Raw genomic sequence first — 18,249 nt, forward strand, 5'->3', positions numbered from 1 at the left:
GCTTAACTATGACCACTGAGTCTTCGGTTGATCAGCAGCGATTCCGCAAGCTCCTTAGCCGCAACATCAGTCTACCGCTGGGCGTCGGCGCCATCAGTGCGGTTTTCTTCGTGTCGTTGATCACTTATCTGCTGTCGACGATCCAGTGGGTCGAGCACACCGACCGGGTGATCAATAACGCCAATGAGGCGGTCAAGCTGACGGTCGACCTGGAAACCGGTATGCGCGGCTACCTGCTCACCAGCGACGATAAATTCCTCGAACCCTATGAAACGGCCAAGCCACGCATTGAGGTGGTACTCAGCACCTTGCTCGAACTGACCGCGGACAACCCGGTCCAGACCGACCGCTTGCACAGGCTGGAGTCGTTGCAGAAGGAGTGGGCAGGTTACGCGCAATCGATGATCGATTTGCAGCGAAGCAACGGTGACTACCGTGGGGCGGTCAAGGCCGGTAAAGGCAAGCGCCTGACCGATGAAATCCGCAAGCAGTACGAAGACGTGATCGACATGGAGCAGCAGTTGCGCGCCACGCGTAACGAGGAAGTGCGCCGTACCACGATCTGGAGCATCACCCTTTACCTGTTGTTCATTGCCGGTATCAGCGGGTTGCTGGCCTACATCGGCCGTCGCGATCTGCTCAATCTGTCGCAAAGCTACGCCGCGACCCTGGCGGCGCAACAGGCCAGTGCCAAGCGGCTGGAGCAACAGGCCTGGCTGCGCAATGGCCAGACCCAACTGGCCGAACAAGTGCTGGGGCAACTGTCGCTCAACCTGTTGGGGCGCAACATCCTGCAGTTCTGTGCGCAGTACCTGGGCAGTGCCGTGGCGGCCATTTATGTACGCGAAGAACACGGCGGTCTGCGCCGTGTGGCGTCCTACGGCTTTTCCCGCGAGCAGCAGGAGCGTGAGCAGCAAATCTACAGTGACGAAGGCATTGTCGGTCAGGTGGCACAACAGGCCCACCTGATTCGCCTGGACGATGTGCCCAGCGACTACTTCAAGGTCAGTTCCGGGCTCGGCGAAGGTTTGCCGCGCAGCGTGCTGGTGGTCCCGACCAGCGACGACGAGCGGGTCAACGGCGTCATTGAGCTGGGCTTCCTGCGCCCGTTGACCGACCGCGACATCGATTTGCTGGAGCTCATTGCCGGTAACATCGGCACCTCCATCGAGGCGGCGCGTTATCGCCAGCGTTTGCAGGAAGTGCTGGCTGAAACCCAGCAACTCAACGAGGAACTGCAGGTTCAGCAGGAAGAGCTCAAGACCGCCAATGAAGAGCTGGAAGAGCAGTCGCGAATTCTCAAGGAATCCCAGGCGCATCTGGAAACCCAGCAGGTCGAGCTCGAACAGACCAACGAGCAACTTGCCGAACAGGCGCAGGTGTTGGCCGAACAACGTGACGCCATGGACCTCAAGAATACCGAGCTCAACCAGGCCCAGGCCCAGCTCGAAGAGCGCGCCGAAGAACTGCAGCGTTCGAGCAAATACAAGTCCGAATTCCTCGCCAACATGTCCCACGAGTTGCGCACGCCGTTGAACAGCTCACTGATCCTGGCCAAGCTGCTCGCGGAAAACCCGCAGGAAAACCTGAGTGCCGAGCAGGTCAAGTTCGCCGAGTCGATCTATTCGGCGGGCAACGACTTGCTCAACCTGATCAACGATATTCTCGATATCTCCAAGGTCGAAGCCGGCAAGCTGGAGATACGCCCGGAAAACACCAGCGTTGCGCGCTTGGTGGATGGCTTGCGCGGGATGTTCCAGCCGCTGGCTGCGCACAAGCAACTGGATTTCCAGGTCGAGTTGCAGGACGGTGCGCCAACCATGATGTACACCGACCGCCAGCGCGTGGAGCAGATCATCAAGAACCTGCTTTCCAACGCCGTCAAGTTCACCGAGAAAGGTCGGGTCTCCTTGACCGTGAGCGCGGCGCCGAACCAAGGCATCGCCTTTATCGTCAGCGATTCGGGTATCGGTATTGCCGCTGATCAACAGGAAAGCATTTTCGAAGCCTTTCGCCAGGCCGATGGCACTACCAATCGTCGTTATGGCGGGACCGGCCTGGGCCTGTCGATTTCCCGTGACCTGGCCGCGCTGCTCGGCGGCTCGATCAATGTCTCCAGCACGCCGGGGCAGGGCAGCCAGTTCAGCCTGATCCTGCCGCAGCAATACGTGGAACCTGGCGACGAGCCCGTCGAGCGGATGCATGCCATGCCAACCCACGCTCCAACCCCGGTTGCGCCCATTGCGGTTGCGCCGGCGGTGGTCCAGGAGATTGCGCGGTTCGCCGATGACCGCCTCAATGCACCCTTCACCGTGCGTTGTATCCTGGTGGTGGAGGACGAGCCGAATTTTGCGCACATCCTTTATGACCTCGCCCATGAACTGGGTTACCAGTGCCTGGTGGCCCATGGCGCCGACGAGGGCTACGACCTGGCCAGGCAATACATTCCGGACGCCATCCTGCTGGACATGCGCCTGCCGGATCATTCCGGGCTGACGGTGCTGCAACGCCTGAAGGAACACGCCGAGACCCGGCATATTCCCGTGCATGTGATTTCGGTCGAAGACCGGGTCGAAGCGGCGATGCACATGGGAGCCATCGGTTATGCGGTCAAGCCGACTACCCGCGAAGAGCTCAAGGACGTGTTCGCGCGCCTGGAGTCCAAGCTGACCCAGAAGGTCAAGCGTGTGTTGCTGGTCGAGGACGACGACTTGCAGCGCGATAGCATTTCCCGGCTGATCGGCGATGATGACATAGAAATTACCGCCGTTGGCCTGGCGCAGGACGCCTTGGCCCTGCTGCGCACCACCGTGTTCGATTGCATGATCATCGACCTCAAGCTGCCGGACATGCTCGGCAACGACCTGCTAAAGCGCATGTCCAGCGAGAACATCTGCTCGTTCCCGCCGGTGATTGTCTATACCGGGCGCAACCTGACCCGGGACGAAGAGGCTGAGCTGCGCCGGTATTCGCGTTCGATCATTATCAAGGGTGCACGCTCGCCCGAGCGCCTGCTGGACGAAGTGACACTTTTTCTGCACAAAGTCGAATCACGGTTGTCCCATGACCGGCAGAAGATGCTCAAGACCGCGCGCAGCCGTGACAAGGTGTTCGAGGGGCGCAAGGTGTTGCTGGTGGACGACGATGTGCGCAACATTTTCGCCCTCACCAGTGCGTTGGAGCAAAAGGGCGCCGTCGTGGTCATCGGCCGCAACGGGCGTGAAGCGATTGAGCGATTGAATGAAGTCGAAGACATCGATCTGGTGCTGATGGACGTGATGATGCCGGAAATGGATGGTTTCGCAGCCACCACCTTGATCCGCAAGGAGGCGCGCTGGCGCAAACTGCCGATCATCGCGGTGACGGCCAAGGCCATGAAAGACGATCAGGAACGCTGCCTGCAGGCCGGCGCCAACGATTACCTGGCCAAGCCCATCGACCTCGATCGCCTGTTTTCGCTGATTCGTGTGTGGTTACCGAAGATGGAACGCATTTAAGTGCAGAGCAATCATTCAGGGGAGCGCAGCAGCGAAATCGAATTGCGCTTGTTGATCGAGGCGATCTACCTCAAGTACAGCTACGATTTTCGCGATTACTCCGGCGCCTCGATCAAGCGCCGGGTGACGCACGCCTTGAGCCAGTTCGAGTGCAATACCATTTCGGCATTGCAGGAAAAGGTCCTGCACGACCCGACGGCGTTCATGCAGTTGCTGCAACTGCTGACGATTCCGGTCAGTGAAATGTTTCGCGACCCTTCGCACTTCCTGGCCATCCGCCGCGAAGTGGTGCCATTGCTCAAGACCTACCCTTCGCTGAAGATCTGGATCGCCGGGTGCAGCACCGGTGAAGAAGTCTATTCGATGGCCATCCTGTTGCGCGAAGAGGGCTTGCTCGAGCGCACGATCATCTATGCCACTGACATCAATCCGCGTTCGCTGGACAAAGCCAAGCAAGGGATTTTCTCCATGGAGAATGTCCGCGCCTACACTTCCAACTACCAGCAGGCCGGGGGCAAGTGCTCCTTCGCCGACTATTACACGTCGGCGTACGGGTACGCAATTTTCGACAAGTCGCTGTGCGAAAACGTGACCTTCGCCGATCATAGCCTGGCGACGGACAGCGTATTCTCAGAAACTCAATTAATTTCATGTCGTAATGTATTGATTTACTTCAATAAAAAACTACAGGATCGCGCTTTCGGCTTGTTTCATGAGTCGCTTTGCCACCGCGGTTTCCTCGCTCTGGGCAGCAAGGAAACGCCAGATTTCTCAGCCTTCGGCAACCAGTTCGAGCCGTTGGTCAAACAAGAACGGATCTATCGCAAATCATGAACAGCGCAACGGGCTTACCTTCAATAGAAGCGATTGTGATCGGCGCCTCGGCTGGCGGAGTTGAGGCGCTGCTCACTATCCTGGGGCCGCTGCGACAAGGTTTCTCATTGCCGATCATCGTGGTCCTGCACCTGCCGGGCGAGCGCCGCAGTCACCTGGTGGAAGTCTTCGCCCGACGTGTCTCGCTGCCGGTCGTAGAGGCCACGGACAAGACCCCGGTTAAAGCCGGTACCCTGTATTTCGCCACGCCCGGGTATCACTTGTCGGTGGAGCGGGACCGCAGCTTTTCCCTGAGCCTGGAAGACCGTGTGCATTATTCGCGGCCGGCCATCGACTACCTGTTCGAATCGGCTGCCGATGCCTACGGCGCAAAACTGGCCGCGGTATTGCTGACCGGCGCCAACCAGGATGGCGCCAAGGGTATGTCCCAGGTCAAGCAGCATGGCGGGCTGACCATCGTCCAGGACCCGGGCGAGGCCCAGGTCGCGACCATGCCCCAAGCGGCGCTGAATATCCTGCAGCCCGATCACATACTCCCCATACGCGGCATCGGCCGTTTGCTTGTCGAGCTGGAACGAATCGCATGCTAAGTAATATCCAGGCCAAACTGCTGATCGTCGACGATCTGCCAGAAAACCTATTGGCACTTGAAGCGCTGATCAAGCGTGAAGATCGCATCGTCTACAAGGCTTTGTCGGCCGACGAAGCCTTGTCGCTGTTGCTGCAACACGAATTCGCCATGGCCATCCTCGACGTGCAGATGCCCGGCATGAATGGCTTTGAGCTGGCCGAGTTGATGCGTGGCACGGAAAAGACCAGGAACATCCCGATCGTGTTCGTCAGTGCCGCCGGTCGAGAGCTGAACTACGCGTTCAAGGGCTACGAAAGCGGCGCCGTCGATTTCCTGCACAAGCCCCTGGATATCCAGGCGGTCAAGAGCAAGGTCAATGTCTTCGTCGACCTCTACCGCCAGAGCAAGGCCATGAAACAACAGGTCGAAGCGCTGGAGCACAGCCGTCGGGAGCAGGAAGCGCTGCTCATGCAGTTGCGCAGTACCCAGCTTGAGCTGGAGCAGGCGGTGCGTATGCGTGATGACTTCATGTCCATCGTGGCCCATGAAGTGCGCACGCCGCTCAATGGACTGATTCTTGAAACCCAGTTGCGCAAGATGCACCTGGCCCGGGACAACGCTGCTGCCTTCACCCTGGACAAGATGCACGCGATGGTCGATCGCGACGAACGGCAGATCAAAAGCCTGATCCGGCTGATCGAAGACATGCTCGATGTGTCACGTATTCGTACCGGCAAGTTGTCGATCCGCCCGACACACTTTGATCTGGCGGCGCTGGTTCGCAGTTTGTTGCACAATTTTGCCCCACAGATCGAGGCCGCCGAAACGTCGGTCAGCCTGGACGCCGAGCAATCGGTGATGGGCGATTGGGATGAGTTTCGCATTGAACAGGTGATTTCCAACCTGCTGACCAACGCCCTGCGTTATGGCGCCAAGAGCCCGATCCACCTGAAGGTGTACAGTGAGAACGGTGAAGCACGGGTGGAAGTCCGTGATTTTGGAATCGGCATCAGCGAGGAGAACCAGCAACGGATTTTCCAGCAATTCGAGCGCGTCTCGGCCAATCATGTCGCCACCGGGCTGGGCTTGGGGTTGTTTATTTCCGAACAGATAGTTGCCGCCCATGGCGGCACCATTACCGTCGAAAGCCGGATTGGCGAAGGCGCCCTGTTTCGCGTTTGTCTGCCGCTGTAGGAAAACCGCGCGATAAACGCAACCTCTGATCGACCTCGGGGTCGTATCAGCAGCTATTGACCGAACAAAGGCTTCCCATGAGTGAAGATGCACAAGATGTAGTCCTCGTCGTCGAGGACGATCCCTCAATCCTGATGGTGCTGTCGGCCTATCTGTCGGGAGAGGGCTACCGGGTGCTGCAAGCCGAAAACGGCGAGCAGGCCTTCGAGATCCTCGCCAGCAAGCCACACTTGGACATGATGATCACCGATTTTCGCCTGCCCGGCGGGATTTCTGGCGTGCAGATCGCCGAGCCCGCGGTGAAGCTGCGGCCTGAGCTCAAGGTGATTTTCATCAGCGGCTATGCTCAGGAAATTCGCGAGACGGATAGCCCGATTACTCGCAAGGCACCGATTCTTGAAAAACCGTTTGATCTGGACACGTTGCAGGAACTGATGCAGGACATGCTGTCCTGATCGGGTAGGAGAGCTGCCGCAGGCTGCGATCTTTTGATCTTGCTTTTAAAGATCAAAAGATCGCAGCCTGCGGCAGCTCCTACAGGGGATGGTTGTGTTCGACGCTTGCGCAGCGGCGCGTTCAGACGCGAATCATCTCCTGCACCTTGGCCGTCAACAGATCAAAGGTAAACGGCTTGGTGATCATCTGCATGCCCGGATCGAGGAACCCGCCGCGCACCGCCGCATGTTCGGCATAGCCGGTAATGAACAAGACCCTCAGGTCCGGCCGCAGTTGCCGACCGATTTCCGCCAGTTGCCGACCATTCATGCCGGGCAGGCCGACGTCGCTGATCAGCAGGTCGATGCGTTGGGCCGAGTCGAGGATTGGCATCGCACTGTCGGCATCGCTGGCCTCGACAAAGGCATACCCCAGATCTCCGAGCACGTTGCTGACCAGCAGTCGCACCGCCGGATCGTCCTCGACGATCAACACGGTCTCGCCATTTTTCGCGTAGGGGGCGTGTTCGATGTTGACCGGGTTGTCCTGGGGCAGGTCACCCCCAAAACGCGGTAAATACAAGTTCACCGTGGTGCCTGCGCCGACTTCACTCTGAATGGCGACATGCCCGCCCGATTGTTTGCTGAAGCCATAGATCATCGACAATCCCAGGCCGGTGCCCTGGCCGATGGGCTTGGTGGTGAAGAACGGGTCGAAGGCCCGGTTGATGGTGCTTTGCGGCATTCCGCAGCCATTGTCGGTGACGCTCAGTACCACATAGTCGCCTGGCGCGAGATTACCGTAGGGCTTGGTGAATTCGGCATCCAGGTGCCGGTTCGAGGTCTGCACCAGCAGTTTTCCACCATCGGGCATGGCGTCGCGGGCATTGATGACCAGGTTGAGCAGGGCGCTTTCCAGTTGATTGGGGTCGGCTTCGGCGACCCATAGCTGATCGCTCAGTTGCATGTCCAAGTGAATGCTTTCATTGATGCTGCGTTTCAGCAGTTCGCCCATGGAGACCACCAGGTTATTCATCTCCACGGGCTTGGAATCGAGCGATTGGCGACGGGAAAACGCCAGCAGACGATGAGTCAGGCTCGCCGCGCGATTGGCCGACGTCACGCCAAGGTCGATCAGGCTGTCCAGATCCTCTGTGCGCCCCCGGGCCAGTCGCCGGCGCAATAACTCCAAACTGCCGATGATGCCGGTCAGCATGTTGTTGAAGTCATGGGCAATGCCACCGGTGAGTTGGCCGACCGCCTCCATTTTTTGCGACTGGCGCAGTGCTTCCTCATTGTGGCGCAGTTGTGCGGTGCGCTCTTCAACCTGTTGTTCCAGGGTCTCGAGGGTGTTTTGCAGGCGCAGTTCGCTCATGCTCAAGTCCACCAGCCGATCCCTGGCTTCATACTGTCGCCTTCGGCCGCGCAAGGCGGCGGCGACCAGGCTGATCAATGTTTCGGGGTGGAAGGGCCGTTCGAGGAACGTGACATTGCCCAGGAGGGGGCCAAAGCGTGACGCCGGATTATGTTCCGGGCCTCCATGGTGAGTCAGCAATACGATCGGCAAATCAGACCACGCCGGTTGCTGCTCGATCAGGCTCAACAGGGGTTCGAGATCGCTGCGCAGCAAGGCTTCGGAAGACATGAGCAACAAGCCGGCCCCTTGCTCCACTTCGAGGCAAAGCCCCGGCAGATCAGTACTGACGACTCCGCCGAAGCCCGCTTCATTGAGCAGCATCAAGGCGATCTGACTGTCCCGCCCCAAGGGGGCAAGAATGATCGCACGCTCGGACGTTGCATCATTGACCGTCACGGGACTTCATCCCCGAGCAGGGGATTGCTGGCACCCAAATAGGTCGGGACTCCGCGCAATACGCCCTGGAAGGTTTCCAGCGGTTCGCCGATGGTCATGCCTCTGGTGCTGATTTTGTATTCGCGGATGGTCGATTCATGGCTGCCTGTGCGTTTCTTGATGATGGAAATGGCGCGCCGCACCTTGCCCAGGGCTTCGAAGTAGCGCAGCAGAATGACCGTATCGGCCAGGTACGTGATGTCTACCGGGGCCTGCATGTCACCGACCAGGCCATGCTGGGCGACTGTCATGAACGTCGCCGCGCCTTTGCGGTTGAGGTACAGCAGTATTTCGTGCATGTGCAGCACCAGGGCGTTTTCTTCCGGCATCGCCGCTTGATAGCCGTTGATGCTGTCGATTACCACGGTCTTGATATCGCCTTCATCGACGCAGCGGCGAACCCGGTGGGAAAATTCGCCGGGGGAGAGTTCAGCGGCGTCCACTTGCTCGATCAGCAGGTTGCCGGTGGCTTGCAATGCACTCAGGTCGATGCCGATTTTCTTCATGCGAGCGAACAGCAGGCCAAGCTCTTCATCGAAGATAAACAGCGCGGCCTTTTCGCCCCGTGCCACGGCGGCGGCGGCGAAAATCATCGATATCAAGGATTTTCCGGTACCGGCCGGGCCGAGAATGAGTGTGCTTGAGCCCGTCTCGACGCCACCACCGAGCAGCGCGTCCATTTCGCGGATGCCGCTGGTCAACTGCTGTCGCTGGTAGTCACCCCGGTGCTCCGCGGCCACCAGGCGTGGGAACACGTGTACGCCGTTACCCATGATGGTGAAATCATGATAACCGCCGCGGTATTTCTGGCCACGGTATTTCACCACGCGAACGCGCCGGCGCTCGGCGCCATAGTTGGGCGTCAGTTCCTCCAGCCGAACCACTCCGTGGGCCACGCTGTGCACGGTCTTGTCCAGGGATTCGGTGGTCAGGTCGTCGAGCAGCAGCACCGTAGCCTCATAGCGCACGAAATAATGCTTGATGGCGAGGATCTGTCGACGGTATCGCAGCGAGCTTTGCGCCAGCAGGCGAATCTCGGAGAGGCTGTCGAGCACGACGCGGGTCGGCCTGACGCGTTCGACGACTTCAAAAATCTGTTTGGTGGCCTCACCCAATTCCAGGTCCGAGGAGTACAACAGCGATTGCTGGTGCTCGGCGGTCAGCAGGCTTTCGGGGGGCGTCAGTTCGAAGATATGGACGTTATCGTCCAGCTCCCAGCCATGGGAGCGCGCACCCTGGCGCAGTTCGCGTTCGGTTTCGGACAGGGTGATGTACAACGAGCGCTCGCCGGCTTGGGCTCCGGCCAACAAGAAGTGCAAGGCGACCGTGGTCTTGCCGGTTCCGGGTTCGCCCTCAAGCAAGAACACGTGGCCGCGGGACAGTCCGCCATTGAGGATGTCATCGAGACCAGTAATCCCTGTGGCGGCTTTAACGCTGATCAACTCGTTGGATGTAGACAAAAAATGCCCTCTCATGACTAGGGGAAACGAGGCAGCGGACCGATGATGGCGAGCTGCCTGTTCACTTGACCTTGGGCCGCGAGGAGCGTTCAACTTTTTTGAGAAACGTTGGGCGTGCACCTGCACTGTAGGAGCGAGGCTTGCCCGCGAAGAACGGTAATGCGGTGCAACAGGTACACCGCGGCGTCTGGTTCGCCGGCAAGCCTGGCTCCAACGTCGGTAATCTGTTTTATAGCCCCTGCTGCAGGGCCGGATCATCCGGGTTCATCTGTTCCAGCTGCGCCAGCAATATCTGAACGTTCTGCAATTGCCCGCTTTCTTTCCAGTAGTTGATCAGCAACACCCGTGCGCGGCGATCGTTCGGGTGGCGCTGGACGATTTCCTGCAGCTGTTTCTGCGCCGCTTCCAGCTCCTGCTCGCCATGCAGGGTGGTGGCCAGGTCGTAGCGATAGTCCTTGTTGTTCGGCTCTAGCTCCACGGCCTTGGACAATCCGAGCAGGGCGAACTCGCTTTGGCCGTGATGCAGCAACCAGAGCCCCAGCGCATGTTGCAGATAGGCCGAGTCGGGCTGGGCCTTGAGTTGTTTGGCCAACAGTTGCCGGGCCGCGTCGCTCTGGCCCTGTTTGTCCAGTATCTCAATCTGCATCACCAGCGCCGGCAGATTGCCCGGGTCCAGACGCAAGGTGTGTTCAAGCGCCTGTTGTGCCTCTTTCAGTTGGGCATTGTGCAGGTACAGCCGCGCCAGCTGATACTGATTGTCGGCACTTTCAGGGGCGTCTTTGAGAACCACCTGCCAGGCGTCGATAGCCTGCTCCAGCGCGCCGAAATACAGGCCGAGATCATCGGGTGACAGGCCCAGCAACGCATTGACGGCGGCCAGGCGCACACTCTGCTCGCCGTCATCGAGCAAGGGCCCCAGCAATAGGCTGCGCTGGCCGCTGGGCACCAGCCCGCTGATGCTTTTGATCGCCGCGATACGGACCTCGGGTGCCTCATGCTGCAAGTCTGCATCCGCCAGTTTCAGCCCCACGGAGCTGGGGTAGTTGGGCAGTTCGGCAAGCAGCCAGACGCGCCGCTTGGGTGATATGTCAGGGCGGGCCAGTTGCTGATAGAGCACCCGCGCGGCTCCTGGCTGGCCGTTTCGGGCTGCCGTCAGTGCTTCGCTGTAGCCGCGCTTGATCGTTTCGGGTACGACCGGGGTGCTGCTGCGCAGGAACATCCAGGCAAGGCCGATGGCAAACAGGACACAGAGGCTGATGAGCAAATAGCGGCGGGACTGGGTCATGCAGAATCCGGAAGCTGACAGGCTTTGGCAAAGCTGTCAGCTTCGGTCAGGCGGCGCCCGGAGTCAAACGCTGACTGCGATACTCAAAACCTGTCCAGACCCCGTGGCTATGACTACGCTTTCTGGAGTGGATTGGACGGGGCTTCCCATGCAAGCGCTGCTGCAATACTTCAAGGCGATGCTCAACCCCGGGCGCGGGGTGCTGCTGTTTGCCTTGAGAACCATCGCGGCCGGGCTGTTGACTCTCTATCTGGCGTTCGTATTCGACCTCGAACAACCCAAGTGGTCGATCATGGCCGTGGTCATCATCAGCCAGCCCCTGGCCGGTATGGTGCTGGCCCGCAGTTTCGGTCAGGTCATCGGAACCACCCTGGGAGCGGCAGTGGCCGTGGTAATCATGGCGCTATTCCCCCAGGCGCCGCTGCCTTTCATCATGACCTTATCGCTGTGGCTGGCGTTGTGCACCGCCGGTGGCACCTTGTTGCGTTATACCAGTTCCCAGGCGTTTGTCCTCAGTGGCTACACGGCGGTGGTCGTGGGACTGTTGGCGGTTCCCGATCAGGACGGGACTTTCCTGCTGGCCGTGACCCGCGTGACCGAGACGTTGCTGGCTGTGGCCTGCGTCTGTGTCGTGAGCCTGCTGACCGCGCGCCCGGAGGCCGTGGCCAAGGAGTATTTCGACAGGATCGACCAGGTGATCAAGCTGCTGGCAACCCATGCCAGCGCCGTTATTCGAACCGAGGAAAGCGAGGAAGACTTCCACCGTCGGCAAATGCAGTTGCTGGGGCAGATCAGCGCGCTGGAGGGTGTGCGCCGGCACCTTTATTACGACGCGCCGCGCTTGCGCAGCGCCGACGACCTGGTGCAACTGCTCGGCAACCAACTGGTACTGCTGACGGCAAGACTCACCGCCTTGCGCCACCAGCGCCAATTGTTGCTCGAACGCTGGGAAGGCGAGCTCCCCGGGGAAATACAGCAACTGCTCGGCGAAGAACTGGTCTTGCTCGACGAACTGGCCCGGCAAGGGCGGGCGATATCTGGTGAGCAGCGGCGTCAGTTTGCTGCGTTGCAGCAGCGTTTCGATGCACTGGCGTACCGCTCGGAACAATTGATCGAGCCCTTGAAGGCGACCCTGCGCTCCCTGTCGTGGTCCTTACGCTGGGAACAGGCGCGCATGCTGCAGCAGCTTGAAATGATCTTGGAGTTGAGCGATGTGATCCAGAGCGGGCGCAAGGCCAGTAGCGTTTTTCGTGGCCAGGCCAATCCTTTGCACCTGGACTTCACCTTGGCGACGATGAATGCCATCCGCGCTTACTGCGCACTGATGGTGGCCGGGTTGATCTGGATCGAAACGGGATGGGACGGCGCGCGGGGCGGGATGGTCGTGGTGGGGATTCTGTGTTCGCTGATGGCGACGTTTCCCCGGCCACTGCTGGCTGCCCAGAGCTATGCCCGGGGGCTGGCGCTGGCGTTGGTGCTGTCGGCGGTGCTGCAGTTCGCGCTGGTCCCGATGATCAGCAGTTTCGAACTCCTGGCGCTGCTGCTGGCGCCCTTGCTGTATGCGGTCGCCGTGGGGTTGTCCAGCCCGGCCACGACGGGCACGGGGATTGGCCTGGGGTTGATGACGTGCCTGTTGTTGGGCCCGCAAAACACCGGCACAGGCCAAAACAGCGCCATCCAGTGGTTCGAGTTTGCGGGCGCTTATGTGTGCGCCGCGACACTGGCGTTGAGTGTCTATGCCTTGATCTTTCCCTTCAGGCCTGTGCTGCGCATTCGCCGCTTGTTCAAGGAGAACTGCGAGCAGGTCTACGCCTTGCTGAAAACCCCGGCCACCGATGAAAACCAGTTCGCCTTCGAGAGTCGCATGGTCGACCGCCTGACCATGATGCTGGGACTGTTGCCCGCCATCCAGGACAAGCCATCGCGTGACCTGTTCGACGTCAGCCTGGGTTGCATGGCGCTGGGCATCGCCTTGAACCAACTGCGGCAACAGGGGCAGAACAACGCATTGCTCAGCCCGGGTTTGCAACGTCGATTATTCGCCACGGTGCGTGAAACCGGGAGGCTGGTGGCCGGTCGGCGCGACATTGGAGTGGACCAGGTGCTCGACAGCCTGCACGCCTTGGGCGATGACCTGGACGCGCTGCATTCCAGTGTTCACGAACACCTCTGGTCGGTGTTTCGCATGCGCGTGGCGCTGTTGATCGTGGTGTCATTCCTGGAACGCCACCGTGGCCACTTCGAACCCGCCACCTTGCAGGGAGTACCCGAGCTTGCCCATTGATCTGGAAATAGGCGGCGTCTACCTGCCACCGATCGCCCAGGCGTTGCTGCTGGGGGTACCGGTTTTCCTGGTGCTGGACTGGATCCTGCGGCGTCTCGGGGTGTTGCAGTTCGTCTGGCATGAAGCCTTGTTCGAAGGCGCCTTGTACGTCTGCGTGTGCGCAACGTTGATCCTGGTGATGGGAGCCTGATGCCGTGAAGAAGATCCTTGCCCATCTCACCACGGTGGCGGTAGTGGTGCTGGCTTTCGTGCTCGGCTGGTTTGCCTGGGAGCACTACACTCGCGCACCCTGGACCCGCGACGCTCGAGTGCGAGCCGATGTGGTGACCTTGTCCGCCGATGTCGCGGGACGCATCGTCAATCTCAGCGTGCAGGATAACCAGCATGTGCAGAAGGACCAGTTGCTGCTGGAAATAGATCCTTCACGCTACGCCCTGGCGGTGGAGCACGCCAAGCGTTCGGTGGAAGTGGCGAAGGCTTCACTGGGGCAATCCGAGGCAACCATCGTTGCCAGCCAGGCCCTGCTCAAGCAGCGCCAGAGCGAGGAGCGGCGCCGGCGGACCCTCAAGGAACGCTCGGCGATTTCCGGCGAAGAGTGGGAAAAATCCAGCACCGATGTCTCGGTGGCCCAGGCCGATTTGCTGCGCAACCAGGCCAACCTGGGGTTTGCCCAGGCCAATGTGCAACTGGCGATCGCCGCACTGGCCGAGGCCGAACATGACCTGGAACGCACCCGCGTCGTATCGCCGATCAGTGGCTACGTCACCAACCTGCTGACCCGCCAGGGCGACTACGCCACCGCAGGCGGTCCACTGGTGGCCCTGGTGGACAGCGATGCCTTCTTATATGGACTTGCATGTGTCTCAAAGCGAAAAATCATCTCTGTATCAATGATCTATGCCTTGAGACAGATTTTAGCAAAGAATCGATTATGGGAAAGCTTTCACGGAGGAGGCAGGTTCCCACTTCTTTAATCAAACAACGGTTTGCTATTGGCTGATTGCTATGTGTTGCGGAAGACTGCAAGACACCAAAAGCTTCCCTTCCCGAGCAGCTGAAATCGACTTTCGCCCATCATAATCGGCAGGGAGTGGCAAAAATCAGCCACCCTAGGCTGTCTACAGGAACTGGGCGAATCGTCTCTACCCGCCTTCCCTAATAAGTCTGGAGCACTGGCGAGCTAGGTTTCGCTCTTGGGGGCGCGTGGACGGCCTAGATGCTCCGCATCGGAAAAAATCGTAAAGGACCGTTGCAACCACTTTTGATCACTCGGGTGGGTTGTGTAACTTTGGCCGCTAGCAGTTTGAAATACATGCCCTGGCTCGCCGCTTCGATTGTCTACAGCCACATATAATTCAAGCAAACGCCCCATCGTCCATTCTCCTTTGCCGTTCATGTAGCCAGGCGTAACCAATTGGACATTTTCCAACCAAAGTCGCTTGGAACGCTGGTTTAGGAGCTGTTCAAAATGAGGCACGGTTGCGATCATCAGCATAGTGCAAGACAGTTCGGAACCATCATCTCGGGCCACTTGAATGTAGAACCAAGGCCAGATGGCTTCCTGCTCAATGAACGTCCAACTCCTCGCTGATTGATCACCGGTTGGCGTGCCGGGCCAAAGCTCCGCATGACTATAGGTGGTGAACATACCGCGCCCCCTAAAAATGAACCCTATAGATTGTAGCCCTATAGTTCGCATAAAGGCTTGATCGTTCTTTTTTGACGACATCAAAAATGGAACTGAACGAAGCTTTTGCTAAGTCTCTACGCCACATCCGCAAGCAAAGAGGGCTCACCCAAGAGGATTTCTCCACGCGCAGCAGCCGGACATACCTCAGCTCTCTGGAGCGCGGCCTGAAAAGCCCAACCATAGAAAAAATGGAGGAGCTTGCCAGCGTGATGAGCGTACATCCGTTGACCCTTTTGACTGCTGCTTATTTGACCAAGGAGGGTTTAGAAGGGTACTTGGTGCTCACTGAAAGGATTGAGGAAGAACTCAAAAATTTACAGTTCCCCTCCAACCAAGCTAGTGCAGTGCTTCTCGGGGAAAAGCCCTGATCCTGATTGACGCTGCACTGAAGTGGTTGTGAATGGCGAACGTACACAGGATTCCGGTTGTTTCATTTGTGGCGAGGGTGAAGTATGTTGAAATTGAGTCATTCGGTTCCGTTCCAACGGCCCTTGCAATAGTGCCGACCGAAGTTTGGTGTACGGTTTTTTGATCAAGGAAGCCCCCGGAATAGGTTCGCACGATGACTGACAAGCCCGTGGAATGCACTCCTGACACCCAGTTTGAAGAAGCGTCTGAGGAGCTACCGCTTGATTCAAGCGAAATTGAGGTACGTTTGGCTATCGCCGAGTTTGTGATTCGTCGTGTTGCTGGGACACCAGCAGGGGAAGACATTTTTAACGGTTTGGTAAAGCGCTTCGAAAACCGCTATCCGCATCACAAGCTGCTTGCCCACTACCTGACTCGTCCGGGATACATTGACTCGGATGTGGAGGATATATATTGATCTATGAAAGCCAGGAGTATATCGGTGCAGAACCGGTTGATTCTCCTCGGCTCCTTTCCATCTAGAGAGGAAATTACTGGGGCATGTTCGTCAATTCGTGTGCAGTTTGGAACCATCTCCCGAAGCATCCCCTTTGTCCTCACTGCGTTTTTAACGAATAGGGATGACGCCGATAGGAGATGAGCTTACCGGCATCATTCGGGGATCGTGGCGATAGTTCTGTCTTCCACTGCAACCGGACTGACCAGGAGCGCTGCGAACTCTTCGATACATTGGAAGGCGCTCGCTATCAGAAAAAGTTCTTACGATTTCTATATACCTATGTTATCGAACAACGCTGACAGTACTTCAGCCGCTTTTCCAATCAACATGAGCTCATTTGCATCGCCCAGCGCCACATCCATCAGGTTCACATGTATCACGGTAGCCCCGCTGGCCAGTGCGATTTCCGGAATGTCTGCGGCTGGCATTACGACGCCTGAGGTCCCAACCGAGACTAGGACATCGCAGTCTTTGATCACGCTCATTGCTGCTTTCCAGGCTCCGACAGGCAAATCCTCTTTGAACCACACTACGCCGGGTCGCAGCTTTCCATTACATCTTTTACAGCGAGGAGGCTCAATCAGCTCTCCTTCATTGGATACGGCAGCTTGCTCTGGCGTCAGTTCAGCGCTTCGATGACAGGCAAAGCACTTCGGTTGCGCCAAGCTACCATGCAAGTGCACTACATATTCTGAGCCGGCGCGTTCATGCAGGTCATCGATATTCTGAGTGACCACCGCTACACGGCGGCCAGTGTCGGCCAAACGAGACACCGCAAAATGAGCGGCATTTGGTTTTGCCTGGCTTACCAGATGTCGTCGCCATAGATACCAGCCCCATACCAAAGCCGGATTCTCACGGAACGCATCTGCTGTTTCTAAGCGTTGAGGATCATATTTCCCCCAAAGTCCTATGAGCTTGTCACGGAACGTTGGTATACCGCTTTCGGCGGAGATTCCCGCACCGGTGAAAAACACCACCTTCGTAGCCGCTCGCAAAGCTTCGGAGGCTCTATGCATATCGCTCATTCGGAAACCCCTGAGTCCGGCCTGCTTTGTTTCCAATAGGAAACTCCCTGACTTTCAGCATAATCTCAGTCGGCGAGTAAGCACATTATTCAAGGGCTGTCGGGTTGAACGAGCAGTAATTATCGTGCGCTAGTGTGGAGGAAATCTTAAAGAGTATTTGCATCAACAAGCACCGTTCTCGTCATTGTTTCCAAAGCCAGGACAGCGGAGGCCAACGGCGATCGACATGTGTGCCCCGTTTCAAGAGCGAAGGTCCATAACTGGCAGTTCTGGCCGGAAGCGACGGCTTTGCCTCGACCTCCGTATTGGATGGTCAGGCATCCGTTAGTTCGGCTTTTTCCAGGGCGTCATCGACCTTGATTCCAAGGTATCTAATGGTGCTTTCAAGCTCGTATAGACAAGCTGGAGTTGAATAGCTATTAGGTTCTTCGTTTTGTAATGGATCAACGATGCCGTGGTCGTCGCAGTGTGTGGATAGCGTAGATGGTTGGATTAAGGCCAAAGGCATGTCACCCATGCTTTTGAGCGGTATGGCTCAGGCACATCCGATAGCAGTTTATGTTGTCTTCAGTTAGGTGCCAGTGGCCTGCTTCGGCGCAGTTGATAACCGCTGTATCGAACCCGCTTTGTGGAACTTTGGAAGCGGGCTGCGGAGCCTTAGCATCTCAACGTATGGTTTTGAAGCTAAAATGACACGCGTAGAAACTCCGTTATCCGGATCGGGCCTGCAAAAATAAGGCATCGATCCCGATTTTTTTGGACTGACGATCTCACGCGTGGAGGCTTAAATGACGATGCCATTTGAACGGACTAGGTCCGTCGCACAGACTCACTCCTTCCTCGAGGAGCTTGCACGCGACACCGAAGTTCCCGAACGCGTTAGACAAAATGCTTACTTCCTATTACGTCACTTCCCCACTAAGCACGATGTGCTGCAGGCGGGTCGAATTGAGGAGCAGGCGAAAAAATTAGGGATAGGTACATACGGCCCCGTTTTTTGCTCCTCAACTGAAGACTGGTAGAAATCCATCACGACAGGCAGCTTTGAACTGATTCTATTGAAAACGGCCATGGTTTCCAGGGTAGAAAAGCACGCGCTCGAGATTGAAATCTTTACTCTGAGCTTGGATTCCGAGCTCAGCTCTCTCGTAGTGGCGCGCAAAAAGGCGTTTTCAACAGTTTCGGCCAGAAGCAGCCATTCACCAAGGCTCTATTTGAGATCTGGAGGCGCCTACAGGGCCGGGGACGATTC

The 18,249-nt window shown here is 58.0% G+C and carries 15 protein-coding genes and 2 pseudogenes; 11 read left to right on the top strand and 6 right to left on the bottom strand.

Translation table 11 applies throughout. The features are described from left to right. The first annotated feature begins 8 nt into the window (after nucleotides 1-8). The 5 genes from QLG10_RS02720 (at nucleotide 9) to QLG10_RS02740 (ending at nucleotide 6,551) form a co-directional block, all read left to right on the top strand. A complete protein-coding gene (locus QLG10_RS02720) occupies nucleotides 9-3,497 on the top strand; it encodes a response regulator (protein ID WP_282485433.1) in 3,489 nt (1,162 codons plus the stop codon). Then, nucleotides 3,498-4,331: a protein-glutamate O-methyltransferase CheR gene (locus tag QLG10_RS02725; protein ID WP_188264487.1), complete on the top strand. Its 834-nt coding sequence runs from the start codon at nucleotides 3,498-3,500 to the stop codon at nucleotides 4,329-4,331. Next, the gene (locus QLG10_RS02730) at nucleotides 4,328-4,921 is read left to right on the top strand and encodes a chemotaxis protein CheB (RefSeq protein ID WP_248677600.1); all 594 of its coding nucleotides are present in this window, start codon (nucleotides 4,328-4,330) and stop codon (nucleotides 4,919-4,921) included. The genes QLG10_RS02725 and QLG10_RS02730 overlap by 4 nt, the downstream gene beginning before the upstream one ends. Continuing rightward, nucleotides 4,915-6,096, top strand: coding sequence for a hybrid sensor histidine kinase/response regulator (locus QLG10_RS02735; protein WP_110747433.1), 1,182 nt, complete (start codon nucleotides 4,915-4,917; stop codon nucleotides 6,094-6,096). Before QLG10_RS02730 ends, QLG10_RS02735 begins: the two co-directional genes overlap by 7 nt. A 77-nt stretch (nucleotides 6,097-6,173) precedes the next feature. Further along, on the top strand, nucleotides 6,174-6,551 hold the full coding sequence (locus tag QLG10_RS02740; protein WP_020797118.1) for a response regulator: 378 nt from the start codon (nucleotides 6,174-6,176) through the stop codon (nucleotides 6,549-6,551). Between the two features lie 121 nt (nucleotides 6,552-6,672). Here the strand turns inward: QLG10_RS02740 and QLG10_RS02745 are convergent, their stop codons facing one another. The 3 genes from QLG10_RS02745 to QLG10_RS02755 all read right to left on the bottom strand — a co-directional run bounded on the left by QLG10_RS02745 (nucleotide 6,673) and on the right by QLG10_RS02755 (nucleotide 11,127). Then, nucleotides 6,673-8,343: an ATP-binding protein gene (locus QLG10_RS02745; protein WP_110747430.1), complete on the bottom strand. Its 1,671-nt coding sequence runs from the start codon at nucleotides 8,341-8,343 to the stop codon at nucleotides 6,673-6,675. Continuing rightward, the gene (locus QLG10_RS02750) at nucleotides 8,340-9,842 is read right to left on the bottom strand and encodes an ATPase domain-containing protein (RefSeq protein ID WP_188264486.1); all 1,503 of its coding nucleotides are present in this window, start codon (nucleotides 9,840-9,842) and stop codon (nucleotides 8,340-8,342) included. Before QLG10_RS02750 ends, QLG10_RS02745 begins: the two co-directional genes overlap by 4 nt. Before the next feature lie 229 nt (nucleotides 9,843-10,071). Beyond that, nucleotides 10,072-11,127: a tetratricopeptide repeat protein gene (locus tag QLG10_RS02755; RefSeq protein ID WP_282485434.1), complete on the bottom strand. Its 1,056-nt coding sequence runs from the start codon at nucleotides 11,125-11,127 to the stop codon at nucleotides 10,072-10,074. A 148-nt stretch (nucleotides 11,128-11,275) separates the two neighbouring features. On the opposite strand from QLG10_RS02755, the gene QLG10_RS02760 reads away from it, so the two are divergent. From QLG10_RS02760 to QLG10_RS02770, 3 genes and pseudogenes are all read left to right on the top strand, one after another. After that, nucleotides 11,276-13,411: an FUSC family protein gene (locus tag QLG10_RS02760; RefSeq protein WP_282485435.1), complete on the top strand. Its 2,136-nt coding sequence runs from the start codon at nucleotides 11,276-11,278 to the stop codon at nucleotides 13,409-13,411. Beyond that, nucleotides 13,401-13,601: a DUF1656 domain-containing protein gene (locus tag QLG10_RS02765; RefSeq protein ID WP_008061285.1), complete on the top strand. Its 201-nt coding sequence runs from the start codon at nucleotides 13,401-13,403 to the stop codon at nucleotides 13,599-13,601. Before QLG10_RS02760 ends, QLG10_RS02765 begins: the two co-directional genes overlap by 11 nt. A gap of 4 nt (nucleotides 13,602-13,605) precedes the next feature. After that, nucleotides 13,606-14,253 (top strand): annotated as a pseudogene (locus QLG10_RS02770) (biotin/lipoyl-binding protein); the annotation flags it as partial. A gap of 338 nt (nucleotides 14,254-14,591) precedes the next feature. Here the strand turns inward: QLG10_RS02770 and QLG10_RS02775 are convergent. Continuing rightward, entirely contained in the window at nucleotides 14,592-15,059 is a 468-nt protein-coding gene (locus tag QLG10_RS02775; protein WP_282485436.1) for a hypothetical protein, read from the bottom strand. A gap of 86 nt (nucleotides 15,060-15,145) precedes the next feature. On the opposite strand from QLG10_RS02775, the gene QLG10_RS02780 reads away from it, so the two are divergent. Next, nucleotides 15,146-15,469, top strand: a complete 324-nt coding sequence (locus QLG10_RS02780) for a helix-turn-helix transcriptional regulator (RefSeq protein ID WP_282485437.1) — start codon at nucleotides 15,146-15,148, stop codon at nucleotides 15,467-15,469. A 194-nt stretch (nucleotides 15,470-15,663) separates the two neighbouring features. Continuing rightward, nucleotides 15,664-15,927, top strand: a complete 264-nt coding sequence (locus QLG10_RS02785) for a hypothetical protein (RefSeq protein ID WP_282485438.1) — start codon at nucleotides 15,664-15,666, stop codon at nucleotides 15,925-15,927. Nucleotides 15,928-16,238: 311 nt separating this feature from the next. Here the strand turns inward: QLG10_RS02785 and QLG10_RS02790 are convergent, their stop codons facing one another. Both QLG10_RS02790 and QLG10_RS02795 read right to left on the bottom strand, forming a co-directional pair. Next, a complete protein-coding gene (locus tag QLG10_RS02790; protein ID WP_282485439.1) occupies nucleotides 16,239-16,997 on the bottom strand; it encodes an NAD-dependent deacylase in 759 nt (252 codons plus the stop codon). Nucleotides 16,998-17,310: 313 nt separating this feature from the next. Continuing rightward, nucleotides 17,311-17,503, bottom strand: a pseudogene (locus QLG10_RS02795) (integrase); the annotation flags it as partial. 288 nt (nucleotides 17,504-17,791) lie between these two features. Between QLG10_RS02795 and QLG10_RS29590 the strand changes: the two are divergent. After that, a complete protein-coding gene (locus QLG10_RS29590) occupies nucleotides 17,792-18,019 on the top strand; it encodes a BPSL0761 family protein (protein WP_349016948.1) in 228 nt (75 codons plus the stop codon). The last annotated feature ends 230 nt before the right edge of the window (nucleotides 18,020-18,249 follow it).

It is taken from the genome of Pseudomonas sp. V98_8 (assembly GCF_029967975.1).
Classification (GTDB): domain Bacteria; phylum Pseudomonadota; class Gammaproteobacteria; order Pseudomonadales; family Pseudomonadaceae; genus Aquipseudomonas; species Aquipseudomonas umsongensis.